This window comes from Pseudomonas sp. MF4836, assembly GCF_002018875.1.
In the GTDB taxonomy this organism is placed as follows: Bacteria; Pseudomonadota; Gammaproteobacteria; order Pseudomonadales; family Pseudomonadaceae; genus Aquipseudomonas.
This window is the reverse complement of sequence record NZ_MVOL01000002.1, coordinates 551,502-574,708: the sequence shown is the minus strand read 5'-3', so window position 1 is coordinate 574,708 and position 23,207 is coordinate 551,502. Positions and strand designations below refer to the sequence as shown.

Annotated in this window: 17 protein-coding genes, 2 tRNA genes and 1 pseudogene; 4 read left to right on the top strand and 16 right to left on the bottom strand. The window is 59.9% G+C overall.

Translation table 11 applies throughout. From position 1 onward, the window contains the following. Positions 1 to 19: 19 nt before the first annotated feature. The 5 genes from MF4836_RS05925 to rnr all read right to left on the bottom strand — a co-directional run bounded on the left by MF4836_RS05925 (position 20) and on the right by rnr (position 5,319). Positions 20 to 913: a hypothetical protein gene (locus tag MF4836_RS05925; RefSeq protein WP_078469561.1), complete on the bottom strand. Its 894-nt coding sequence runs from the start codon at positions 911 to 913 to the stop codon at positions 20 to 22. 36 nt (positions 914 to 949) lie between these two features. Beyond that, positions 950 to 1,180 (bottom strand): 30S ribosomal protein S18, encoded by a 231-nt coding sequence (gene rpsR, locus MF4836_RS05920; RefSeq protein ID WP_002551829.1) that lies wholly within the window; start codon positions 1,178 to 1,180, stop codon positions 950 to 952. Positions 1,181 to 1,208: 28 nt separating this feature from the next. Further along, complete coding sequence (gene rpsF / locus MF4836_RS05915) at positions 1,209 to 1,634, bottom strand: 30S ribosomal protein S6 (protein ID WP_020299424.1); 426 nt, start codon at positions 1,632 to 1,634, stop codon at positions 1,209 to 1,211. Between the two features lie 308 nt (positions 1,635 to 1,942). Further along, the gene (gene rlmB / locus MF4836_RS05910; RefSeq protein WP_078469560.1) at positions 1,943 to 2,698 is read right to left on the bottom strand and encodes a 23S rRNA (guanosine(2251)-2'-O)-methyltransferase RlmB; all 756 of its coding nucleotides are present in this window, start codon (positions 2,696 to 2,698) and stop codon (positions 1,943 to 1,945) included. Then, on the bottom strand, positions 2,695 to 5,319 hold the full coding sequence (gene rnr, locus MF4836_RS05905; protein ID WP_078469559.1) for a ribonuclease R: 2,625 nt from the start codon (positions 5,317 to 5,319) through the stop codon (positions 2,695 to 2,697). Before rnr ends, rlmB begins: the two co-directional genes overlap by 4 nt. Before the next feature lie 223 nt (positions 5,320 to 5,542). Here rnr and MF4836_RS05900 point away from each other — a divergent pair. After that, positions 5,543 to 5,629: transfer RNA gene (locus MF4836_RS05900), tRNA-Leu, on the top strand. 164 nt (positions 5,630 to 5,793) lie between these two features. Next, positions 5,794 to 5,880, top strand: a tRNA-Leu gene (locus tag MF4836_RS05895). 83 nt (positions 5,881 to 5,963) lie between these two features. Here MF4836_RS05895 and MF4836_RS05890 read toward each other — a convergent pair. The 3 genes from MF4836_RS05890 to MF4836_RS05880 all read right to left on the bottom strand — a co-directional run bounded on the left by MF4836_RS05890 (position 5,964) and on the right by MF4836_RS05880 (position 11,506). Next, positions 5,964 to 7,418 carry a surface lipoprotein assembly modifier gene (locus MF4836_RS05890; RefSeq protein ID WP_238596129.1) on the bottom strand — a complete coding sequence of 485 codons (1,455 nt, stop codon included), beginning with the start codon at positions 7,416 to 7,418 and terminating at the stop codon, positions 5,964 to 5,966. A 109-nt stretch (positions 7,419 to 7,527) separates the two neighbouring features. Next, positions 7,528 to 8,364, bottom strand: coding sequence for a Slam-dependent surface lipoprotein (locus tag MF4836_RS05885; protein ID WP_078469557.1), 837 nt, complete (start codon positions 8,362 to 8,364; stop codon positions 7,528 to 7,530). Between the two features lie 58 nt (positions 8,365 to 8,422). Then, complete coding sequence (locus MF4836_RS05880) at positions 8,423 to 11,506, bottom strand: TonB-dependent receptor domain-containing protein (protein ID WP_238596128.1); 3,084 nt, start codon at positions 11,504 to 11,506, stop codon at positions 8,423 to 8,425. A gap of 443 nt (positions 11,507 to 11,949) precedes the next feature. Between MF4836_RS05880 and MF4836_RS05875 the strand changes: the two genes are divergently transcribed. Together MF4836_RS05875 and MF4836_RS05870 are read left to right on the top strand one after the other, a co-directional pair. Continuing rightward, positions 11,950 to 12,963 carry an extracellular solute-binding protein gene (locus MF4836_RS05875; RefSeq protein ID WP_078469556.1) on the top strand — a complete coding sequence of 338 codons (1,014 nt, stop codon included), beginning with the start codon at positions 11,950 to 11,952 and terminating at the stop codon, positions 12,961 to 12,963. Next, positions 12,963 to 14,528 (top strand): ABC transporter permease, encoded by a 1,566-nt coding sequence (locus tag MF4836_RS05870; protein ID WP_078469555.1) that lies wholly within the window; start codon positions 12,963 to 12,965, stop codon positions 14,526 to 14,528. Before MF4836_RS05875 ends, MF4836_RS05870 begins: the two co-directional genes overlap by 1 nt. 61 nt (positions 14,529 to 14,589) lie before the next feature. Here the strand turns inward: MF4836_RS05870 and MF4836_RS36095 are convergent, their stop codons facing one another. The 8 genes and pseudogenes from MF4836_RS36095 to hfq all read right to left on the bottom strand — a co-directional run bounded on the left by MF4836_RS36095 (position 14,590) and on the right by hfq (position 23,198). Further along, entirely contained in the window at positions 14,590 to 15,294 is a 705-nt protein-coding gene (locus MF4836_RS36095) for a methyl-accepting chemotaxis protein (RefSeq protein WP_443217283.1), read from the bottom strand. A gap of 201 nt (positions 15,295 to 15,495) precedes the next feature. Continuing rightward, positions 15,496 to 15,708 (bottom strand): annotated as a pseudogene (locus MF4836_RS36090) (methyl-accepting chemotaxis protein); the annotation flags it as partial. 954 nt (positions 15,709 to 16,662) lie between these two features. Next, positions 16,663 to 17,952, bottom strand: a complete 1,290-nt coding sequence (locus tag MF4836_RS05860; RefSeq protein WP_078469554.1) for an adenylosuccinate synthase — start codon at positions 17,950 to 17,952, stop codon at positions 16,663 to 16,665. 54 nt (positions 17,953 to 18,006) lie between these two features. Then, complete coding sequence (locus MF4836_RS05855) at positions 18,007 to 19,194, bottom strand: ATP phosphoribosyltransferase regulatory subunit (RefSeq protein WP_078469553.1); 1,188 nt, start codon at positions 19,192 to 19,194, stop codon at positions 18,007 to 18,009. A gap of 288 nt (positions 19,195 to 19,482) precedes the next feature. Beyond that, positions 19,483 to 20,352 carry a protease modulator HflC gene (gene hflC / locus MF4836_RS05850; protein ID WP_020299435.1) on the bottom strand — a complete coding sequence of 290 codons (870 nt, stop codon included), beginning with the start codon at positions 20,350 to 20,352 and terminating at the stop codon, positions 19,483 to 19,485. Beyond that, positions 20,352 to 21,527: an FtsH protease activity modulator HflK gene (gene hflK, locus MF4836_RS05845; protein ID WP_078469552.1), complete on the bottom strand. Its 1,176-nt coding sequence runs from the start codon at positions 21,525 to 21,527 to the stop codon at positions 20,352 to 20,354. The genes hflC and hflK overlap by 1 nt, the downstream gene beginning before the upstream one ends. A gap of 96 nt (positions 21,528 to 21,623) precedes the next feature. Then, positions 21,624 to 22,925 (bottom strand): ribosome rescue GTPase HflX, encoded by a 1,302-nt coding sequence (gene hflX, locus MF4836_RS05840; RefSeq protein WP_020299437.1) that lies wholly within the window; start codon positions 22,923 to 22,925, stop codon positions 21,624 to 21,626. 12 nt (positions 22,926 to 22,937) lie between these two features. Next, positions 22,938 to 23,198 (bottom strand): RNA chaperone Hfq, encoded by a 261-nt coding sequence (gene hfq, locus MF4836_RS05835; protein ID WP_007921378.1) that lies wholly within the window; start codon positions 23,196 to 23,198, stop codon positions 22,938 to 22,940. Between the last annotated feature and the right edge of the window lie 9 nt (positions 23,199 to 23,207).

Sequence of the window (23,207 nt, the reverse complement as noted above, 5' to 3'; positions counted from 1 at the left end):
GTGAAAATCCTCTTAACTTTTAACCTTCACCGTTCGCGTTATCGGCGTCTTTCGGCGCCAAACGACCGCGAAAATCAATCAGGCTGTCGACGATGGCCAAGACCACCAGCAACGGATAGATCAGTTGCATGAACAGCAGCAGCGTTACGTACAACCCCACCAGCCAGAATCTGGCCAGCCGCTTCTCAGCCACCAGCCCATGAATCAGGGCCAGCCCGGCGAACACCAGCGGTACGCTGCACAACGGCGTCAACATCGCCATCTGGGGGCCGAAGTTCGGTCCCAGAAGCATGCACGCCAGCAGCAACATCGCCGGCCCCAGCGGGATTCTGATCGCGCGAAACTCGCGACCAAAACCACCAGGGTTGTACAACAACGCCTGCCAGTAGCGCCCAACAATCAGGCTCAGCACACTGACGATCTGCAACAAGGCCGCAATCAGGCCGGTCAGGACCGGTGCTATCAGCGAGGCGAGACGAGCTCGCTCTTCAACCGATAATTGCTGGTAGAGATCACCGAGGGCCAACGGCAGGATTTTTACCAACTCCTGCGAGAGCATCTCGATCTGGGGGCGGAAAGTCACACCCAGCACTCCAGCAAACACCAGGCCCAGCGCTATGCTGACCAGCAGCACACGGTTCCAGGACTCGCTTGCGCGTAAAACCAACGCAAGGCCCGAAGACCCCAGCATCACTAAAAGCGCGCGGGGATCAGCGGAATAAAACCACCAGATCAACGCTGGCAGCAGTCCCAGGGCGAGGACACCAACGGCGTCCTTCAATCCGCGCCGCAGGAGCACAAGGCTTCCCGCAGCAGCACCCAACCAATACAACAACGGCAATGCCGCACATCCAGCCACTACCAGAGTGGCCTGCACACGACCGCGCATGATGAACTCAGCTAAGGCGCGCATGCATTCAATCCCTTACTACTTGTCGACTGCCCGGTCTCAGCGGCCGTGGCTGTCGGTGTAGGCCAGCAGGGCCAGGAAGCGGGCGCGCTTGATAGCGGTGGCCAGCTGACGCTGATAACGAGCTTTGGTACCGGTGATGCGGCTTGGAACGATTTTGCCGGTCTCGGATACGTAGGCTTTCAGAGTGTTGAGATCTTTGTAATCGATCTCTTTCACGTCTTCAGCGGTGAAGCGGCAGAATTTACGACGACGGAAGAAACGTGCCATGTAATTGGCTCCTCAAAAGGTCCGTGGATTACTCGTCAGCGTTATCGCTGGCGTCGCTGTTATCGCTGTCATCGCCATCGGCGCTGTCAGAATGCTCAGGACGGTCACGACGCTCACGGCGCTCACTGCGGTTTTCTTCAGCCTTGAGCATCTCGGATTGGCCGGTAACGGCTTCTTCGCGACGGATGACCAGGTTACGGATCACTGCATCGTTGTAGCGGAAGTTGTCTTCCAGCTCGGCCAGGGCCTTGCCAGTGCACTCAACGTTCAGCATCACGTAGTGAGCCTTGTGAACATTGTTGATTGCGTAGGCCAGTTGACGACGGCCCCAATCTTCCAGACGGTGGATTTTGCCGCCGTCTTCTTCGATCAGCTTGGTGTAACGCTCAACCATGCCGCCGACTTGCTCGCTTTGATCCGGGTGGACCAAAAAGATGATTTCGTAATGACGCATGAATGCTCCTTACGGGTTGTAGCCTGCCGCTCAAAAACGGTCAGACAAGGAGTGAATGACACTTATGGATCTTGCCGCAGGGAGGCACATGCGTGCCTGCCAGGAAGGCAAGGGGCGCAATTGTAGAGAAGGGGGAGAAAGGGCGCAAGGTGATTGGTGATTATTTGAACAATCCCCCATACACCACAAAAACAAATGTGGGAGGGGGCGCACTTCCGAAAGCGGTATGCCAGTTAACCAATGCACTGGCTGACACACCGTATCCGGGAGCAAGCCCCCTCCCACACTTTGACCTGCGTCAAACTTGGTTACTTCTTGGCTTTGGCCTTGGCGCCACGCTGGCGCTGGGCTTCGAACAGGCAGACACCCGTTGCGACTGAAACGTTGAGGCTGCTGACGCTACCGGCCATCGGCAGGTGCACCAGGTAGTCGCAATGCTCGCGAGTCAGGCGACGCATGCCCTTGCCTTCAGCCCCCATGATCAGGATGGTTGGGCCGGTCAGGTCCTGGTCATAAATGCTGACCTCGGCCTCCCCCGCCGTGCCCACGATCCACAGGCCACGCTGCTGGAGCTTCTCCAGGGTGCGCGCCAGGTTGGTCACGGCCACCAGCGGAATCACTTCCGCCGCACCGCAGGCGACTTTACGCACCACAGGCGTCAAGGTCGCCGACTTGTCTTTAGGCACGATCACCGCCAGCGCACCGGCAGCATCGGCCGAGCGCAGGCAGGCGCCCAGGTTGTGCGGATCGGTCACGCCGTCGAGCACCAGCAACAGCGGTGCGCCTTCGGTGCGATCGAGCAGCTCATCGAGCATCGCCTCGCCCCAGACCTGGCTCGGGCTTACGTCCGCTACCACGCCCTGGTGAACGCCTTCGACCCAGACGTCCATCTCACGACGCTCGGCTTGGCCGATCGCCACTTTGTTTTGGTTGGCCAGCTCGACCAGCGCTTGAACGCGTGGCTCACTGCGGCCTTCTGCCAACCACACCTGCTTGACGCGTTTCGGGTGGTGACGCAGCAATGCCTCTACGGCGTGTACGCCGTAGATTTTTTCCAGACTCATGACTTGGCCTTAGGTTTGCGCGACCCGCCGCTTTTCGCGGGGGCCGAACCCGCTTTCGGCGGGCCTTTACGGTGTTTGCTCGGTTTCTTTTCTGCGCCCTGGGACTTTCCCCCAGACGCCGCTTTACCACCGCTTTTGGCTTCGCTGAGCAACTGCTGCTTCAACTCACGACTCTTGCGTACTTCGGCGTTTTTTGCCGCGGCATCGCTTGGGCGGTAGGCTTCGGGGGCCTTGTCCTTGGCAGACGAACGACGACCCGCCTTGGCTGGCGCAGGCTCGGCGGCCGCTGCTTTCGCAGGAGCACCTTTACCTTTCGCGGCCGGTGCTGCGGTTTCGTTGCCACGTTTTTTACGGCCAGTCGGCTCAACAGGCTTGTCCGGCATGCCGAAGTCGATCTTGCGCTCGTCCAAGTCGACGCGCATGACCTGTACTTCCACGGTATCGCCCAGACGGAAGCTGCGACCGGTGCGCTCGCCCGCCAGGCGGTGATGCACAGGATCGAAGTGGTAGTAGTCACCCGGCAAGGCGGTGACGTGCACCAGGCCTTCGACGTAGATGTCAGTCAGCTCGACGAACAGACCAAAGCCGGTCACCGCGGTGATCACGCCCGGGAACGACTCGCCCACACGGTCTTTCATGAACTCGCACTTGAGCCAGTTCACAACATCGCGAGTGGCTTCGTCGGCACGCCGCTCGCTCATGGAGCACTGCTCGCCCAGTTGCTCCAGGGCCGCTTCGTCGTACGGATAGATCCGCGCCTTCGGAATGGTCATGGCACCGGCGCGCTTGACGTGCGGGGTGTTCTGCTTGGAATGGATCACGCTGCGGATCGCCCGGTGCGTGAGCAGGTCCGGGTAACGGCGAATCGGCGAGGTGAAGTGGGTGTACGCCTCGTAATTCAGGCCGAAGTGGCCCTGGTTATCGGCGCTGTACACCGCCTGGCTCAGGGAGCGCAGCATCACGGTCTGGATCACGTGATAATCCGGACGGTCCTTGATGCTGGCCAACAGTGCCTGGTAGTCCTTCGGCGTCGGGCCGTCCTTGCCTTTGTGCAGGGACAGGCCGAGCTCGCCGAGGAACGCGCGCAACTTCTCCAGACGCTCCGGCGGCGGGCCGTCGTGTACTCGGTACAACGCAGGGATCTCATGCTTCTTCAGGAATTCAGCGGTGGCCACGTTGGCCGCCAGCATGCATTCCTCAATCAGCTTGTGAGCGTCGTTGCGCGTGGTCGGGGTGATCGCGGCGATCTTGCGCTCGGAACCGAAGACAATCCGGGTTTCCTGAGTTTCAAAATCGATCGCGCCGCGCACATGCCGAGCGCCCAACAGCACCTTGTACAGTGCGTAGAGCTGCTTGAGGTGCGGCACGACATGGCCGTACTCACCGCGCAGGGTTTTGGCCTCGCTGGTTTTCGGCTGCTCCAGGATGGTGCTGACCTTGTTGTAGGTCAGGCGGGCCTGGGAGTGAATCACCGCTTCGTAGAACTGGTAGTCGGTCATTTCGCCGGTTTTCGAGATGGTCATCTCGCACACCATGGCCAAGCGGTCGACTTTCGGGTTCAGCGAGCACAAGCCGTTGGACAGCTGCTCAGGCAGCATCGGGATCACGCGCTCGGGGAAGTACACCGAGTTGCCGCGCACCTGGGCTTCGTTGTCCAGGGCCGAACCGATCTTCACGTAGCTGGAAACGTCGGCAATCGCGACGAACAACTTCCAGCCGCCGGAGAACAGGCGCAACTTGCCAGGCTTGGCTTCGCAATACACCGCGTCATCGAAGTCCCGCGCATCTTCGCCGTCAATGGTGACGAACGGCAGATGACGCAGGTCGATGCGCTTCTCTTTGTCTTTTTCTTCGACTTCCGGCTTGAGCTTGGCGGCTTCCTTGAGGACGGCCTCCGGCCAGACGTGAGGGATGTCGTAGGTACGCAGCGCGACATCAATCTCCATGCCCGGCGCCATGTAGTTGCCCACCACTTCGACCACATCGCCCTGCGGCTGGAAGCGCGGCGTCGGCCAGTGAGTGATCTTCACCTCGACGAACTGACCGACCTTGGCGTTGGCGTTGCGACCCGGGGTCACCAGCACTTCTTGCTGGATCTTCGGATTATCGGCCACGACAAAGCCGATGCCACCCTCTTCGAAGTAACGGCCGACGATGGTCTCGTGGGCACGGGATACCACTTCAACGATCACACCTTCACGGCGACCACGACGGTCCAGGCCGGAGACACGTGCCAGGGCGCGGTCGCCATCGAACACCAGGCGCATTTGCCCTGGGCTCATGAACAGGTCGTCACTGCCGTCGTCCGGCACCAGGAAGCCGAAGCCATCGCGGTGACCGCTGATGCGGCCCAGGATCAGGTCGAGCTTGTCCACCGGGGCATAGGTGCCACGACGGGTGTAAATCAGTTGAGCATCGCGCTCCATGGCGCGCAGGCGGCGGCGCAGGGCTTCGAGCTGGTCTTCTGTGGTCAGACCGAACTCTTCTACCAACTGCTCGCGGCTAGCAGGCGAACCCCGGTCAGCAAGGTGCTGCAGGATCAGTTCGCGGCTAGGAATAGGGTTTTCGTATTTTTCCGCTTCACGAGCGGCCTCGGGATCGAGGGACTGCCAATCGGCCATTAGATAAATTTCACCTTGTCTATATGCGGGTTAGTTTGGCATACGCGTATTGAAACGGGAAATTTCAGGCTCAGACAACGCGCGAAAGATCCGTGAAACGCCTCGGAAACCTCTTAGCAGCATGGCTTGCGCAATTTTTTGGGTATTTTTCAAAACAGGGGTTTACAGCTTAAAAAGTGGTCCGTATAGTGCGCGCCATCAACACGGCGACGTCGTTGATACTGCCCAGATGGTGAAATTGGTAGACACGCCAGCTTCAGGTGCTGGTGACCGCAAGGTCGTGGAAGTTCGAGTCTTCTTCTGGGCACCAATTTCGAGCTTGAGAGTAGATCAATCTCAAGGCTCACACAAAAACCCGCGAAAGCGGGTTTTTGCATTCTAAGTATTTGATTTATTAAAACCAAAACAGGGGTTTACAGATCAAATCACGCTCCGTATAGTGCGCTCCATCGACACGGCAACGATGTCGATACTGCCCAGATGGTGAAATTGGTAGACACGCCAGCTTCAGGTGCTGGTGACCGCAAGGTCGTGGAAGTTCGAGTCTTCTTCTGGGCACCAATTCAGATCAAACCCGCGAAAGCGGGTTTTTTCGTTTCTGGCCTCCTGTTTTTCCCCGGTCACGCGCTACACACCCTCCCCCATCAAAAACTCTTCTCCAGCTTCAGCGCCACTTCCGTCTGGCGATATTGATAAGCCCAATCGATGGTGCTCGCATTGAGGGTGCGCTTGACGTAAAGGTTGGGCACCACGCCCGCCACTTTAAAGCGTGGCATGGCCAGGTTGGCGATATAGATCTGCTGACGATCCTCGCGCAGCCCGCCGAGAAAGTAATCCGGCTCGTCATACCGCGTGCGCCGGTAGAGCGCCGTCGCATTGAGGTTCAGCCCCACATCGAACATTCGATACAGCCCAAGGCTCGCCATGTATTCCTTGTTACTGGCCGACTCCTGCGGCTGGGTCCGACGGGTATAGGTCAAGCCGCCGTACACCAGGGTTTGACCGCCCAACAGGTAAGACGCCGAGCCGCCCACCAGGCGCTCGTCGTAGTTCTCGAAGTAGTCCCGCTCCTCACCCTGGAAACGAAAGTGCTTCTGCTGCCCCTGGAGGCTCAGTTGCAGCCGCTCGGTCAGGGTGTGCTTCCACTCCAGGCGCAGGCCGCTGGCTTGATACTTGTTGTGCCGATCGCCGTAGTAGCTTTCGAACAGTGGCGACACCGAGACATCATTCAACGCGCTCAGGTAGTTGTAGCCGACATAAATCACACTGGTGTTTTCGTCGTAATAGGTCTCGGGCTCGTCTTCCTTGTGCCGATGGTAGTAGTTGCCATAGCTGAGTCCGCGAACCAGCACATGATGATGCCCATCGATCTGAAAGCGCCGCTCGGCCACGGCGTCGTACACCAGGCTGGAGGACTTGATGGGCTCGGGCATCTTGCGACTGAAACGGTAGCAGCCAAAGAAATCACACACGTCCGTATGGGTCGTCATGCCGTTGGCCTGGTTGACGTTGCTGTTGTAGCCGGCGCCCAGGGCAACCGACCCATGCCAGCTGCGCCGCTCCTGCAAGGCCCCCTGATAACCCTCAAGCACTGGAATGACCTGCTCAGGAACCGCACTCGCCGCCACTTCATCAAACAGCACCTTGGCTTCACGCGACTGGTTGTCCTCGAATAAAGCCCGGGCCAGCTCCAGCTTGGCCCGCACAAAAGCCGGGTCCATGGCCGCTGCGGCTCGAAGATGGGCGATGGCCCGGCCGTAGCGCTTTTCCTGCCGGGCCAGCATGCCTTCGGCCATCAGCACCACTTTCTCTTCATGCCCCGGCAGTTGCCGGTAGCGCTCGACGAACTGGCGCACCTTGGGCCATTGCTGCAAATTCAGCGTGACATAGATGGCAGGCCCCAGATCCTCCAGAGTGTTCTGCACGTTGTACGTGCGCCCCTCGATGGTAATCAGTGACGAGTCATCCGTGGCCGGATCAATATCGATCAAATGCGAGCGCTCACGCTCGTTCACCGTTCGGTCAATCTTGTTCAACAGTCGCCGGGTATCGTCTTCATCGGCCCCTGCGGCACCGGCCAATAGAGTGAATGCAAGCATTAAGACAAGCCGCACAGGCAAGCACATCGACATGTGGGTCAGATCCAGCGAATAGACAATGATTAAAAAAGGGAGAGATCGACTCTCCCTTTTCTGATGCCAGGCTCAGTTATTGTTTTTTGCCACCAAAGGCAACGCTGCTGGATGAGATGCCGTTGTTGTAGATACCCGCCAATGCCTCAGCACCTGCACCATAGAACTGGCCCTTGATAAGGCCGCTGGTGTTCTGGAACGAGCCATTGGAGGCAATGTTGGTGCCCGCGAAGTTAACCGTGCCCGCACCACCGGCAATAGAACCGGCCAAGGTGCCGCTGCCACCTCCGTAGTTGGCAGTCAGAGTGCCCGTCGAAACATTCGGCGCCCCCGGATCAAACTTCTTGATCCCGACAACGTCGTACTTGGCATTGACCAGCGTCGGCATGCTGGTCGTTGGGTTTTCGCCAGCGAAGAACACCGTACGGTTGGCGTGAGTCAAATTGAGATCCGTACTGTTATCCGGCTGCACACCGGTTTTACGCGGAGCCCATTCGCCGAAATACACTTCGGCACCGGAGACCTTGGCGATCACTTCACCGCCAAACTGCGGGAAGTTTGGCAATGGGTCGGAGATCTGCCGATAGGAATAGACTTGAGTGCCATAGGCAACCGAAGACTTCCAGGTTTCCGAGATCTTGTTGCCATTCATCACGATATGCGCAGATGCCGTGCCTGGTGTTGCGATCAAGGCATTGGTCTGGGCAATAGGGCCGCTTTTGAAGCTGACAATCTTGCTGGTATCGGCAGTCCCGCCGACGGCAGTCGGCATGGCAATCCCAACTTCCCCAATGCCTTGCAAGTTAGATTGTCCGACCTGTACATAAGCGCTCGAAGAGCCACCCGTGACAGGGGCAGCAAAACTACCCGACGTCACCAATGCCAGCGCGCTAAACACAAACAGTTTTTTCATAACAACCTCCAAGTTAAAATGATAAAAACCACTGTTTTTAACTAAAAACAGCAAAAAATCAGAAACGGGCGGTCAAACCAAGTTTCATGGTGCGCCCCGGCGCCGGCATCATGACTCGAGCCAAAGGGTCGAGGTAATAACGATTGGTCAGGTTATTAATGCCAAAATCGACATCGACATTTTTATTCACGTGATAACTGGCGTAAGTATCGAAGACCCAGATCGGGTGCCAATTAAGAGGTCGATTGAACCCGTCGACATACATCACGCCATTACGAATCCAGTCTTCTTCATCCTTATTGACTGCACTGCTGTGGTAAATCATGCGCCCGCCCAACTCCAGGCTCTCATTGAACAGGCGCAGGCCGCTGTCCAGGTTCAGCGAATAGTCGGGCTGCAGGCTGCTGCGGGCAAAGGTAGTAGGGAACCCGGCCGTGACGCAGGTAGAGATCGCGTTGTTGTAATAAGGATCCAGGGTGGCGGCATAATCCTTGTCGCAGAGCTTTTGTTGCAGGCGATAACTCGCGGAGAAGTTGGTGAAGTACTTACCCGTATCGAACCGGGTTTGCAGCTCAATACCCGAATACACTTTCTTGTCATACTGAACGATATTGAAGTTGTAATCGCGATCAACATAATCGCGAATGGTGTTGTTGTAGTAGTTGATCTTGAAGTCCGCATGCCGCCACTCTTCAAAATAACTTCTCAAGTCGTGGGCATACCCCACTTCCCAGTTATACGAGTGCTCGGGGCGCATCGCATTGTTTGACACACCGGTGCCGCCAAACCCCGAAGCGGCCTGGGTATCTTCATAAATGGAGGGGAAGCGGACGAACTCGGTGTAGCGCAGGTAGACCCGTGCATGCTCCGTCAGAAAGACAGTCGCCCCCGCCATGGGTGCCCACGCACTGTCCTTGCGTTTTTTCGGCAACGCCCATTTATCGGCGGGTTCGGTACCCGACTTGGCAACACCGGTGTAACTGCGGTTAACAAGGTAGCGGGCATAGTCCCCGGAAACGCCCTGGGGGTTGTTGACCGTTTCCTGAAGGTTGATCCCGCCATTGAGAAAAGGGTTCTGCGAGCGATCCAGAGTGAACCCGTTAAAGGGAATATCCACCGATTCGGTCGTATAACGAACGCCGTTGACCTTGTCTTTGTCGAGCACGAACGGAAGGTCTTCCGCGGTTAAATTGCCGTTCACAAACTCTTCATTGACGGCATCCACGAACTGCTGGTTTTCCGCATCGCTCATCACCCTTCGATACTCAAACCCCTTGCGGTCGGTAGGCGCGTTGACCTGCCAGTTGGCGTCCTGGTTTTCGCGGTGACGCTTCAACCCCTCATCAAACGAGTTGTAATCGCTGTAGCGGGCGCCCGCGCTCAAGACCAGCCAGGAGGTGGGCGACCAGTCCCCGGTGAAGGAGAAGTTGTATTGCTGGCGGTTGCCACTGCGCGGCCCCATATGCCGGTTGCCCCAGGTCGCGGTGGTCGCGGCGCGATCTTGCGAGGCGTCTTTTTGCTCGAGTTTTTCATGGCTGAAATCACTGGCCAGGGTTACCGCCAGATCATCGGTCAATTGCAGTTTGTTGCTGACATTCACCCCCCAACGGTCATGCTTCGAGAGTTGCAGGGCCTTGGCGTAGATGGTGTATCGATCGTTGATATTGGGCAGCTTCTCCGGGGCCGTCCCGCAACTGCTGGGGTTGGCGCCTGCCTGGCAGCGCACATAGTTGTCCCAGGCCACATCCTGGCCACGGACATCGGCCGCGGTTATGCCATAGACGTCGTCGCCATTCTGATGCCGCTCGCTGTCACTGCGGGTCATCCACAGACCGGTCTTGAGGTCGATCAGCGGGTTGTCCGGGTTCCAGCTGTAGTTCAGGTTGTAGGTGTCTTGCTTGACCTGGCTGTAGGGGAACTGCAACCCGATATTGTTGCCCCCCGCCTTGTCCAGACCCACGTAGTAAGAGACCAGGTACGGCGAACTCTCCCCGTACTCCAACTCGTTGTGCATATAGGACAGCTTCAGGCTCTGCTCATCGGGCAGGTACAGGGTGCCCTTGAGCAAGGTGGTGCGCATCTCGCTGGAGGTGTTGGCCACTTCGTGTCCGGGCAGGAACAGGTTAGCCACGTAGGACTGCACGTTCGCGTCGCCGGGGGCGTCCTTGGCTCCCGCGTCGGCCTTCGCATCGGCCAGCCAGTCGCTGGTCTGGTAGCGCTGGCTACCGCCCTTGCCGCTGAAGTAGTTGCCCTTGTTGCGGTAGCTGTAGGCCGCGAACAGGTCGAAGTTGTCCTGGCGCGTAGCGGTGGCGATGCGAAACGCGTTGTCGTTGAAGTCGAAGTTCCCGGAATGGGAGCCGCCGCGCGGACTGAACTCGGTGCCGCCGCCCTTGCTGAAGGTCAGGTTGCCGTCGTACCCGGCGTAGGCCCCATCGATATCCCGATAGTCGCGGCCGAAAGACTTCATTCCGCTTTCATTGGGCTTGATGGAATTGGTCGCGGTTTCGGTCTTGATCTCCAGGCCAAAGCTTTCGCCAGGCCTGACGATGTCGTCGACGTCCAGGGTCTTGATCTCTACCGAGCCGCCGATGCCGCTCTTGATCCCGGAACTCATCGACGGGCCCTTCTCCACCGCGATGCTGCCGATCATGTTCGGGTCGACATAATTGCGGTTGGCGACGCCCGCCGAGCCCATCCACACCGACGTGGCCTGCTCAGTGCCATCCACGGTCACCGGGATCCGCCCTTCGCCCTGGATGCCCCGGATATTCGGGTCCAGCGAGCCACTGTTGCGCGCATCGCCGCTGTACACGCCGTTCAAGCCCTTGAACAGATCGGACACGCTCGCGCCCTTATAGCGCTCCAGGTCATCCTTGCCGGCGTAGACGTTGGATACATCCTTGGCGAACACGTTGTTCTGGCCGATCTCGTCCTTGGTCTCCCACTCGCCCTTGACCTCGATCGCCTGCAGCACCTCCAGTCCTTTCTGCGAGGTGCCCTGGTGCTTTTCTTCCTCGACCCCCGCGGGCAGTTCGATCTCGACCGCCCCCATCTTCAGCGGCGCCTGCGGGGCGGGGCTTTCAAGCGCTTCCTGGGCCTGGGTAGACAAAGTGGCAAGCGCCAACAGAATCGAACAGGCCATGGGCTTCAATCTGTTCAGCGAAGGCGACGGGCTAAGCAAGGACATAGCGAGGACCTGTAGTTTTCATGCACTGCGAAACGATGTTTCCGGGCCCTCTCGGGCGACGCAGTGATACTACTCACCAATGCAAATGAATCTCACTTCGCTTTGTATGCACATCGAAGTAATTCCTATGCGCGATGGTGCCGCGGGAACTTTTCCCGGTTGCATAACGGCTGATTCGCCCTTGAATGGCCGCCCGCGGGAGTAAAAGCTGCGGCCAGAAGGGGATTGCCTAGGGAGGAATGGGCCTGGGCAGGGGCCGTAAAATGGAGGGGCGTGACGCAAAAGGCAGCGGCGAAGACCGATAGCCTGCTTATCAATTTCCCGCAAAAAGGCACTTGAGAAACAATATCGTTTATCATTATTTCAAGATATGTAGCCGCAAGCGAGGAAGTACCCGCATGACGATTCGCAATAACCCGATGCTGCGCGGCCTGGCCGTTTCGATGCTGGGCCTGATTCTGGGGGCATCACAGGCCATGGCCGCCGACCCGGTTTCCCTGACCCTCTACAACGGTCAGCACAAGGAGGTCGGCGACGCCATCGCCAAGGCGTTTGAAGCCAAGACCGGCATCCACGTCAATGTGCGCAAGGGCAGCAGCAATCAACTGGCCAGCCAGGTCGTCGAGGAAGGCGATCGCTCCCCGGCCGACGTGATCTACACCGAAGAGTCGCCACCGCTGAACAAGCTGGGTGAGCAAGGCCTGCTGGCCAAGACCGATGCCGCGACCCTGGAGGTCCTGCCCAAGGACTACGTCGCCACCAATGGCACCTGGATCGGCATCACCGCTCGGGTGCGCGTAGTGGCATTCAACCCGAAACTGATCGACGAAAAAGACCTGCCCAAGTCGGTGCTCGATTTCGCCCAGCCGCAATGGCAAGGCAAAGTCGGGTTCGTGCCCACCAGCGGCGCGTTCCAGGAACAAGCCGTGGCCATCATCAAGCTGCACGGGATGGACGCCGCGGAAGAATGGCTGACCGGCCTGCGCGCTTTCGGCAAGACTTACAGCAACAACATGGTTGCGCTCAAAGCGGTGGAAAACGGCGAAGTCGCCACCGTGCTGGTGAACAACTACTACTGGTTCGCCCTGCAACGCGAGAAAGGCCAACTGGATTCGAAACTGCACTACTTCACCGGCGGCGACGTCGGCGGCCTGATCACGGTCTCCAGCGCGGCGGTGCTCAAGTCGAGCAAACATCCGAAGGAAGCCCAGCAGTTCCTGGCCTACATGGCCAGCGAAGAAGGCCAGCGGGTCATCACCCAGACCACCGCCGAATACCCGCTACGCAAGGGGTTGGAGTCGGATCGCGGGCTCAAGCCATTCAGCGAGCTGCAGGCACCGAAAGTCACCCCGGCCGACCTGGGCAACGCCGAGGAAGCCCTGGAACTGGAACGTGAAGTTGGCCTGAACTGATGAGCCTGTCGCTGCCCGCCGGCACTGCCCGCGTCGGTTATGTCCCGCGGCGCAAGCGGCCGTCGATCTGGCTGCTGCTGCCGGTGCTGCTGCTGGTCGGCCTGAGCCTGTTGCCGCTGCTCTATGTCGGGCTCAAGGCCTGGCAGGCCGGCTGGGCTGAAGCCCTGCACCTGCTGTGGCGCCCCTACGTGTTCGGGCTGCTGCGCAACACCCTGCTGCTGATGGTCGGCGTTACGCTGGCCTGTGCGGTCATCGGCTTGTCGCTGGCCTGGCTGCTGGAGCGCAGTGACTTGCCAGGGCGGCGGCTATGGGGCGTGGTGCTGTGCCTGCCCTTTGCGGTGCCGGCCTTTGTCAGCAGCTTTACCTGGGTCTCCCTCAGCGCTCATTTCGAAGGGCTGGGCGGGGCGATCCTGGTGATGACGCTGTCCAAGTACCCGCTGGTGTTCCTGCCGGTGGCGGCGACCCTGCGCAATCTCGACCCTTCCCTGGAAGAGTCCGCGCGCACCCTGGGGCAAAACCGCCTGGGAGTGTTCTTCAGAATCACTTTGCCTCTGCTCTGGCCGTCACTGCTGGCCGGCTCGTTGTTGATCGCCCTGCATATGCTGGTGGAGTTCGGCGCGCTGTCGATCATCGGCCTGCAAACCTTCACCACTGCGATCTATCAACAGTTCGAGCTGGAGTTCAGCAACGCCAACGCAGCCATGCTTTCCGCCGTGCTGCTGGCGATGTGCCTGATGCTGCTGTGGCTGGAGTTGCGGGTTCGCGGCAAGGGCCGCCATGTGCGCACCGGCCAGGGTGCGGCGCGTCACGCCGAACAGGTTCGACTGGGGTACTGGGCCTGGGGCGGGCAAGTCTATTGCCTGTTGCTGGCGGTGATCGGCAGCGGCATCCCCCTGGGCATGCTTGCCTACTGGTTGGCTGTGGGCTCTTCGGCGGCCTTTCCGGTGGCGGCCATCAGCGAGGCCCTGCTCTCGTCCCTGGCCCTGTCCCTGGGCGGCGCTGCACTGTGCCTGCTGCTGGCGGTGCCGGTCGGGCTGCTGGTGGTGCGCTACAAGGGCCGCCTGGCGCTATGGGCCGAGCGCCTGCCGTATCTGCTGCATGCCTTGCCGGGCCTGGTAATCGCCCTGACGCTGGTGTTCTTCGCCCTGCACTATGTGCCGGCGCTGTATCAGACCTCGGCGTTGCTGCTGATCGCCTACGCACTGCTGTTTCTGCCGCTGGCCCAGGCCCCCATCCGCACCGCATTGAACAAGGCCGCGCCACAACTCGAAGAAGCCGCGCGCACCCTCGGCGCTTCCTCGTTCAGCGCATTCTGCCGGGTGACGCTGCCGATCATCTTTCCAGCCCTTGGCGCCGCGTTTGCCCTGGTGTTCCTGGATGCGATGAAAGAACTCACCGCCACCCTGCTGCTCAGCCCGACCGGGCTCAACACCCTGGCGACTGAAGTCTGGGCACATACGGCGAATGTCGAGTTTGCGGCGGCCGCGCCCTATGCGGCGCTGCTGATTCTGGTCTCGGGCTTGCCGGTGTATCTGCTGACCACGCGGATGTACCTGAGTCGCTGAGCGTGCGCGCAACCGCTCCTGCAGTTATCCACACCCCTGCAGGAGTCGGTTGGCCGGACGGTCAGGCCCGGAATTGCCCCAGGCTGGCCTTGAGCTGCGCGGCCAGACTGTCGAGGACCTTGCCACTGGCCGTGGTCTCCACCACCGCCTGAGCCGCGCGTTCGGCCTGGGCATGAATGGTCTCAACCCGCCCGCGCACCGCCTGCGCACCTTGCGCCTGATGAGCCGCAGCCTTGGTCGCCAGTCCGATGGCGGCGTGCACCTGCTCCACCGAAGACTGCACTGACTGTTGCAGCCGTGCACTGTCGCGCAGCACCAACAACCCCTCGCTGGCCTGGCGTCCGGCTTGGCCGATGGCCGCCACGGCCTCGCGCGCGCCTTGCTGCAGGGCGCCGATATGGGCCTGGATATCGCCGGTGGAACTCTGGGTCTTGCTGGCCAGGGCCCTGACCTCATCGGCCACCACCGCGAAGCCGCGGCCGGTTTCGCCCGCGCGCGCTGCTTCGATGGCCGCGTTCAGCGCCAGCAGGTTGGTCTGCTCGGCGATACCGTGGATCACCGTCAGCACCACCTCGATCTGTTCACTCTGCTGGGCCAGGCGCTCGATGACCTTGGCCCCGGTATCGACCTGCCCCGCCAGCGCCTCGATCAGGCCGCCGACCTGGGCCGAAGTCCGGGTGTTCTCGTCGGTGGCCTGGCGAATCTCCACCACTTGCTGCAACGCTGCCTGCATCGCCTGGCTTTCGGCCTGGGCCTCATCGGCCATTTGCGACAGTGCCCGCAGACTCTCGGCCACTTCATCGCGCTGGGCTTCGGCCGCCGCATCGGCGCCGGCGTTGCGCAGGCTCATGGCACCGATCTCAACCCCGGTGCGCTGCGCCACATCCCCCGCCTCGCGCACGATGGGCTGCAACTTGTCGACAAACCGATTGACCGCCGAGGCCATGTCGCCGATTTCATCATTGCTGTTGAGCTGCACACGTTTGGTCAGATCCCCCTCGCCCGCCGCCAGATCATTCAGCGCGGCGATCAGCAGGTGCAGCTTGTTGACCACACGCCGCCCCAGCACCACCGCCAGCAACAACAAGACACCGCAGCCCACCAGCGCCAGGCCCAGGCCGATCCGCCAGCGCAGGGTCTGCGCCGCGTCCTGCACGGTGCTAGCAGTGTTGGCCTGCATTTGCGTGGCCGTACCCTGGGCCGATTGCAGGCGCGAGCGCATGGCCGCCGAGCTCTCTGCCGAGGCGCCTTTCACGCTGTCGCCCACCAATTGATCGCTGCTGGCAATCAGCGCCGCAAAACGCTTGTCCAGCGCCGCCACATCCGCCTCGACCGAGGCAGTGGACACACCCATCAACACCTTGCCGATTTCCACGCCATTGGGGTTGATCGACGCTTCGAGGTAGTACACCGAGGGGTCGTTCTTGGCCGCATCCAGCACCTTGTCCAGGGCTCGGTCGCCCTTGCCCTTCTCCAGCAGTGCCTTGTTGATCGGGTTTTCCCGGTTCAGGTAACGGGTCAAGTGCTCGCCCGCAGCGTCGTCGTAAACCACGAACAACACGTTGGGATTGCGTTGCGCACGCCGGGCAAATTCGGAAAGAGTCGGCACGTCGCTGTCCCACATTGCTCGCGGCGCTACCGACGCCAGCAATTGGGCCATGTCATTGGCTGAATCCTTCAGGTCTTTTTCCAGGGTGGCGCGCAATTGCGCCTGCTCTTCCTGCAGGCGCGAGGACAGGCCCGCGGTCAGGCGCTGACGGGTACTGCTGGAGAGGCTCTCCAGGCTGGATGTGACTTCACGCCCGGCCTGCTCCAGTTCCGCAGACAGCTTCTGGCTATCAACGCCCAGACGGGCGGCAAGATCAGCCTCGAGCGCAGTCACCGTGCTCCGGGTCAGGGCAACCGCCACCAGTACCTGCACCAAAAGGGCGATACCTAGGGTAACGAACACTGGCCGCAGCAAACGGCTTTGTAACAGTGAGAGAACGGCCGACACAGGAAATCCCTCTGCTTTGACGCCATAAAATTGATGGCACTCTAGAATCAGAGTTAACAGCAAGGGTCGTGCCGTTCAAGCACCAGATACGACAAAGGGCCCAATTCAGGGCCCTTTGTGATTTACATCAACGACTTATTACGCGAACGGATGACGCAGAACGATGGTTTCGTTGCGGTCCGGACCTGTCGAAATAATGTCAATCGGCGCACCGATCAGCTCTTCGACGCGTTTGATGTAAGCGCGGGCGTTGGCTGGCAGCTCTTCCAGGGTCTTGGCGCCCACGGTCGATTCAGTCCAGCCCGGCACTTCTTCGTACACAGGCTGCAGGCCTACGTAGCTGTCCGCGTCAGTCGGGGCAACGTCCTTGCCTTGCGCATCCTTGTAGCCGATGCAGATGTTGATGGTTTCCAGGCCGTCGAGTACGTCCAGCTTGGTCAGGCAGATGCCCGAGATGCTGTTCACATCGATAGCGCGACGCAGGATAACGGCATCGAACCAGCCGCAACGACGGGCACGGCCGGTGGTAGCACCGAATTCGTGACCTTGTTTGGCCAGGTGCGCACCGACATCGTCGAACAGCTCAGTCGGGAACGGGCCCGAACCTACACGCGTGGTGTACGCCTTGGTGATGCCGAGGATGTAGTCCAGGAACATCGGGCCAACGCCAGAACCAGTCGCAACGCCGCCAGCGGTGGTGTTGGAGCTGGTCACGTACGGGTAGGTGCCGTGGTCGATGTCCAGCAACGAGCCCTGGGCGCCTTCGAACATGATGTCTTTGCCGGCGCGACGCAGGTCGTGCAGCTCGGCAGTCACGTCCAGCATCAGCGGCTTGAGCAGCTCAGCGTATTCCTTGCACTCGGCCAGGGTCTTTTCAAACTCGATGGCCGGCTCTTTGTAGTAACCCACCAGCATGAAGTTGTGGTAATCCACCAGTTCACGCAGCTTGTCTTCAAAGCGCGGCATGTTGAGCAGGTCGCCCACACGCAGGCCACGACGTGCAACCTTGTCTTCGTAGGCCGGGCCGATGCCGCGACCGGTAGTACCGATCTTCAGCTCGCCACGGGCCTTTTCACGGGCCTGGTCCAGCGCAACGTGGAAGGACAGGATCAGAGGGCAGGAAGGGCTGATACGCAGGCGCTCGCGCACTGGCACGCCTTTCTCTTCCAGCTTGGTGATCTCGCGCAGCAGGGCGTCAGGTGCAACCACCACGCCGTTGCCGATCAGGCACTGCACGCCTTCGCGCAGTACACCCGACGGGATCAGGTGCAAGACGGTTTTTTCGCCATCGATCACCAGGGTGTGACCCGCGTTGTGGCCACCTTGGTAGCGCACTACGGCGGCAGCATGTTCGGTCAGCAGATCAACGATCTTGCCTTTGCCCTCATCACCCCACTGGGTGCCCAGGACTACGACATTCTTACCCATAACACTTGTCCTCATTCGCGCAAACTTGGTGCCGGCAGCCGCCGGCGGGAAAACTCAAGAAGACAGCGGCAGTACCTGCCAAAGCCCATTCTGCTGAATCAATTGTCGGTCGCAATCCGCTTCACGGGCAGCGGCCAAAGGTTGCCCAGGCAACGCCTGGACGACACGCTGACCCTCACCGCGCAACTGACAGACTTGCTGCCAGAGTGCCGCATCAGTGCTGTCAGGCATCCAGATACCGCCAGACGGTAGCTCGACTTCAGCACGCCCCAGGGTCACCAGGGTTTTCAAATCGGTGGAAAAACCGGTCGCCGGCCGCGCACGGCCAAAATCGGCGCCAATATCGTCATAACGCCCACCCTGGGCGATGGATTGACCCACGCCAGGAACGAACACCGCGAACACCACACCGGTGTGGTAGTGGTAACCGCGCAGTTCACCTAGGTCGAAATACAGCGGCAACTCCGGGAAACGCGCCGATAAACGCTCGGCGATCGCCAGCAAATCATCCAGTGCCGCCAGTACCGGCGCCGGCGCGTGGGCCAGGCGGTCACGGGCGGCAGTCAATACCTCACGGCCGCCACACAAGTCGACCAGGGCACGCAGCATGCCCGACAGGTCGGCAGGCAGGCCTTCGGTCAAGGTAATGACCTCGTCGATCGCCTTGCGTTGCAGGGCATCGAACAGCTGTTGCTCGACTTCACCGGACAAGCCGGCAGCACGGGCCAGGCCGCGGTAGATACCGACGTGACCCAGGTCCATGTGGACATCCGGTACATCAGCCAGTTGCAGCATCGCCAGCATCAGGCTGATGACTTCGACGTCGCTGCTCGGGCTGGCATCGCCATACAACTCGGCGCCCAACTGGATCGGGCTGCGCGAAGACGACAGGGCTCGCGGCTGGGCATGCAGCACGCTGCCGGCGTAGCACAGGCGGCTCGGACCTTCGCGACGCAAGGTGTGCGCATCGATGCGCGCCACTTGCGGCGTGATGTCGGCCCGAAAGCCCATCTGCCGACCCGATTGCGGGTCGATGACCTTGAAGGTGCGCAGATCCAGATCCTGGCCGGCACCTGTCAGCAGGGATTCCAGGTATTCGATATGCGGGGTCACGACGAACTCGTAACCCCAGCTCTGGAACAGATCCAACACCTGACGACGCGCTACTTCGATGCGCGCCGCTTCCGGCGGCAATACTTCTTCGATGCCATCTGGCAGCAGCCAGCGGTCTACCGTTGCCATTACGCCTTTCCCCTATGATCCGGGCGGCAAGCCTTCGGCCAGCCTTGAGTGAAGCAGAAAGCGATCGCATCCGACGCGAACTCAGCCGGACAGGCAGCCAGGAATCAGCTGTACAGACCACTTTCCTCGAAAAATCTTGTCGAGCTCTTGAACGAATCGACCAATCAAACGTGCAGACGCAAAAAAGCCGGGAATTTCCCGGCTGCCGCATGATACACACGTTTTCCCAAAGGATCACCCCGCCAAGTGCGTTAGCCGCCCGGCGGGGTGATCTGGGTCAGTGTGAGATCAAGGCTTGGCTTTTTCCAGGTAACGGAAGAAGTCACTGCCCGGATCCAGAACCATCACGTCACTTTTGTTCGCGAAGCTTTCACGGTAGGCACGCAGGCTGCGATAGAACGCGTAGAACTCCTGGTCCTGGCCGTAGGCCTTGGCGTAGATCGCCGCTGCCTGGGCATCACCATCACCGCGCGCTTCTTCAGACTCGCGATAGGCTTCTGCCAGCAGCACACGGCGCTGACGATCGGCGTCTGCACGGATGCCTTCGGCCAGCTCGTTACCCTTGGCGCGGTGCTCGCGAGCTTCACGCTCACGCTCGGTGCTCATACGCTCGAACACGCTGCGGTTCACTTCCTTGGGCAGGTCGATGGCCTTGACCCGTACGTCGACAACTTCGATGCCCAGTTCTTTCTCGGCCATCTTGTTCAACGAAGCGGTGATGTCAGCCATCAAGGCGTCGCGCTCACCGGAAACCACTTCATGCAAGGTGCGCTTGCCGAACTGGTCACGCAGGCCCGACTCCAGACGACGAGACAGACGCTCGTCGGCAATCTGCTTGAGACCGGAAGTCGCGGTGTAGAAACGCTCGGCGTCCTTGACCCGCCACTTGGCGAAGGCGTCGACCATGACCGCTTTCTTTTCCAGGGTCAGGAAGCGCTGCGTCGGTGCATCCAGGGTCATCAGGCGCGCATCGAACTTACGCACCTGGTTGACGTAGGGCACTTTCACATGCAGGCCAGGCTGGACATCGGCCTGAACCACGCGACCGAACTGCAGCAACACCGCGCGCTCGGTCTGAGCCACGATGTAGAAGCTGTTCCAGGCAACTACCGCCACGACAACACCCACAATCAGGGCGATCAGCGATTTATTGCTCATCAGCGACTCTCCCTAGAACGCGTCTGCTGTTGCTGCAAGTCAGCCGCCGCACGTGCATTCACTTCATTGCCAGCCGCAGACGCCGCACCCGTTGCCGGAGCGTTGTTGCTACGACCGCTGTCGATCATCTTGTCCAGCGGCAGGTAAAGCAGGTTGTTCTGCCCCCCCTTGCCACCGGTCACCAGCACTTTGCTGGTGTTACTGAAGACTTCCTGCATGGTGTCCAGGTAAAGACGCTCACGTGTGACTTCAGGAGCCTTGCGGTATTCGGCGACCAGCTTGGTGAAGCGATCAGCCTCACCCTTGGCGCGGGAAACCACTTCATCGCGGTAACCGTTGGCATCCTCGAGGATACGCTGGGCCTGACCACGGGCTTCCGGCACCACGCCATTGGCGTAGGTTTCAGCCTGGTTGCGCGAACGCTGCTCATCTTCACGAGCACGGATCACGTCATCGAAGGCCTCCTGCACTTCACGCGGTGCCGCTGCGCTCTGTACGTTGACCTGAGTGACAGTGATACCGGTGCGATAGGTATCGAGGAAGCGTTGCAGACGCTCCTTGATCTCGCTGGCCATCAATTCACGACCTTCGGTCAGCACCTGGTCCATCGCGGTGGAACCCACAACGTGGCGCAGGGCACTGTCGGTCGCGTGCTGCAGGCTGATTTCCGGCTGATCGACGTTCAGCACGAAGTCCTGCAGGTTGCTGATCTTGTACTGCACGGTCAGCGGCACTTCGACGATGTTTTCGTCTTCAGTCAGCATCTGGCCCTGCTTGGTATAGGCACGCTCGCGCGTGACGTTCTCCATGTACTTGCGATCGATCGGCGGGAAGTAGATGTTCAGGCCCGGGCCTACGGTTTCGTAGTACTTGCCGAAGCGCAGCACCACGGCTTGCTCCTGCTCATCCACCACGTAAACCGCGCTGTACAGCCAAACGGCCGCCAGTACGACAAGGCCGATACCGAGCAAGCCGAAACCACCGCCTTTACCCGATCTGCCGCCCTCGTCACCACCACGTTTCTTACCACCACCGAACAACCCATTCAGGCTTTCCTGCAGCTTTCGGAAGGCCTCGTCGAGATCCGGTGGCCCCTTGCGGTCGCCGTTATTGCGGCGCTTACCACCCCAAGGATCCTGATTATTCGAGTTGCCACCCGGCTCATTCCAAGCCATAGCGCTCTCCATCTGATAAAGCAAAGACGCACCCACGGCGCGCCGACCAATGCTACAGAATGCCTGTCACAGCGGCACAACCGCTTTCCCAGGCTTTTATTGCAAAGTGTGTTGCTCGATGAACTCCATCGGCACAACGCCTTCACGGCTGACCAGCCGATTCAGCTCCGAGCGTGGCAATCGAACGGCCAGCAAGCTGACACCTTCTTCGTCGTGTTCTTCTTTCTGTACCGCGCCCAGTTCGAAGAACTGAGCACGCAACCGAGCAAAACGTTGAGGCAAGCGCAAGGTGCCGACGAACAAATCGCTGCCCAACAACTCGGCAATGGCTTGCTCAAGCAATTCCAGGCCACTGCCATCACGCGCCGAAAGCCATACCCGCTGGGGCTTGCCGTTTTCGTCGCGCTGGATCTGTGGCTCAACGCCTTCAAGCAAATCGAGTTTGTTATAGACCTCGAGGATCGGCAAGTCCTGGGCACCAATCTCGCCCAGCACCACCATGACCTGTTCAATCTGCAACATGCGATCCGGCTCGGCCGCGTCAATCACGTGCAACAGCAGGTCGGAGTTGCTCGACTCTTCGAGCGTAGACCGAAATGCCTCGACCAGCTTATGGGGCAAGTGACGAATGAAACCCACGGTATCGGCCAGGACAATCGGCCCCAGGTCGTCCAGATCCAGACGGCGCAAGGTCGGGTCGAGCGTGGCAAACAGTTGGTCGGCCGCGTACACGTCCGATTTCGTCACGTTGTTGAAGAGTGTTGATTTACCGGCGTTGGTATAGCCCACCAGGGAAACGGTAGGAATATCCGCACGCATCCGACCACGCCGCGATTGCTCACGCTGGCTGCGCACCTTCTCCAGCCGACCCTTGATCTGTCGCAGGCGGACCCGCAGCAGGCGTCGGTCGGTTTCCAACTGAGTCTCACCCGGGCCACGCATGCCGATACCGCCGCCCTGACGCTCAAGGTGAGTCCAGCCACGAACCAGACGGGTGCTCATGTGGTCAAGCTGGGCCAGTTCAACCTGGAGCTTGCCTTCATGGGTACGGGCGCGTTGGGCGAAAATATCGAGAATCAGACCCGTGCGATCGATCACGCGACACTCGAATACACGTTCGAGGTTACGTTCCTGACTGGGCGTGAGGATGTGATTGAAAATCACCAGATCGGCCTTTTCGGCATGGACCAGGTCGCGTAATTCCTCGACCTTGCCACTGCCAATCAGGAATTTGGCGGTTGGCCGATGACGCGGCACGTTAAAAAACGCGACGGTCTCGGCGCCGGCCGAATTTGCCAACTCCTGAAACTCCTGCGGATCTTCGCGCGCCTCAGGGTCCTGTCCATCCAAGTGAACGAGGATCACTCGCTCACCACCACCGTGGCGCTCAAAGAACAAAGGAGACTCCTATCAGGCGTTACCTGGCTCAGCGTCGCCCTGTTCGGATTCGGATGCGCTAGGCAGGCGAATTGGACGAACTGGCACCACTGTCGAGATAGCGTGTTTGTAAACCATTTGGCTGACGGTGTTTTTCAGCAGGATGACGAACTGGTCGAAGGACTCGATCGTACCTTGCAGCTTGATCCCGTTAACCAGATAGATGGAAACCCCAACTTTCTCTTTACGTAAAGTATTCAAGTAAGGGTCTTGTAGCGAATGCCCTTTTGACATGTGCCGCAC

What these genes read in the sequence shown, in the direction of transcription:
- MF4836_RS05870 (WP_078469555.1), top strand. Translation starts at nt 12,963, where the DNA reads ATGAGCCTGTCGCTGCCCGCCGGCACTGCCCGCGTCGGTTATGTCCCG.
- MF4836_RS05885 (WP_078469557.1), bottom strand. Translation starts at nt 8,364, where the DNA reads ATGAAAAAACTGTTTGTGTTTAGCGCGCTGGCATTGGTGACGTCGGGT.
- MF4836_RS05880 (WP_238596128.1), bottom strand. Translation starts at nt 11,506, where the DNA reads ATGGCCTGTTCGATTCTGTTGGCGCTTGCCACTTTGTCTACCCAGGCC.
- hflC (WP_020299435.1), bottom strand. Translation starts at nt 20,352, where the DNA reads ATGAGCAATAAATCGCTGATCGCCCTGATTGTGGGTGTTGTCGTGGCG.
- hflK (WP_078469552.1), bottom strand. Translation starts at nt 21,527, where the DNA reads ATGGCTTGGAATGAGCCGGGTGGCAACTCGAATAATCAGGATCCTTGG.
- rpsF (WP_020299424.1), bottom strand. Translation starts at nt 1,634, where the DNA reads ATGCGTCATTACGAAATCATCTTTTTGGTCCACCCGGATCAAAGCGAG.
- MF4836_RS36095 (WP_443217283.1), bottom strand. Translation starts at nt 15,294, where the DNA reads ATGGCCGATGAGGCCCAGGCCGAAAGCCAGGCGATGCAGGCAGCGTTG.
- rlmB (WP_078469560.1), bottom strand. Translation starts at nt 2,698, where the DNA reads ATGAGTCTGGAAAAAATCTACGGCGTACACGCCGTAGAGGCATTGCTG.
- MF4836_RS05890 (WP_238596129.1), bottom strand. Translation starts at nt 7,418, where the DNA reads ATGCTTGCATTCACTCTATTGGCCGGTGCCGCAGGGGCCGATGAAGAC.
- hfq (WP_007921378.1), bottom strand. Translation starts at nt 23,198, where the DNA reads ATGTCAAAAGGGCATTCGCTACAAGACCCTTACTTGAATACTTTACGT.
- MF4836_RS05925 (WP_078469561.1), bottom strand. Translation starts at nt 913, where the DNA reads ATGCGCGCCTTAGCTGAGTTCATCATGCGCGGTCGTGTGCAGGCCACT.
- MF4836_RS05860 (WP_078469554.1), bottom strand. Translation starts at nt 17,952, where the DNA reads ATGGGTAAGAATGTCGTAGTCCTGGGCACCCAGTGGGGTGATGAGGGC.
- rpsR (WP_002551829.1), bottom strand. Translation starts at nt 1,180, where the DNA reads ATGGCACGTTTCTTCCGTCGTCGTAAATTCTGCCGCTTCACCGCTGAA.
- rnr (WP_078469559.1), bottom strand. Translation starts at nt 5,319, where the DNA reads ATGGCCGATTGGCAGTCCCTCGATCCCGAGGCCGCTCGTGAAGCGGAA.
- MF4836_RS05875 (WP_078469556.1), top strand. Translation starts at nt 11,950, where the DNA reads ATGACGATTCGCAATAACCCGATGCTGCGCGGCCTGGCCGTTTCGATG.
- MF4836_RS05855 (WP_078469553.1), bottom strand. Translation starts at nt 19,194, where the DNA reads ATGGCAACGGTAGACCGCTGGCTGCTGCCAGATGGCATCGAAGAAGTA.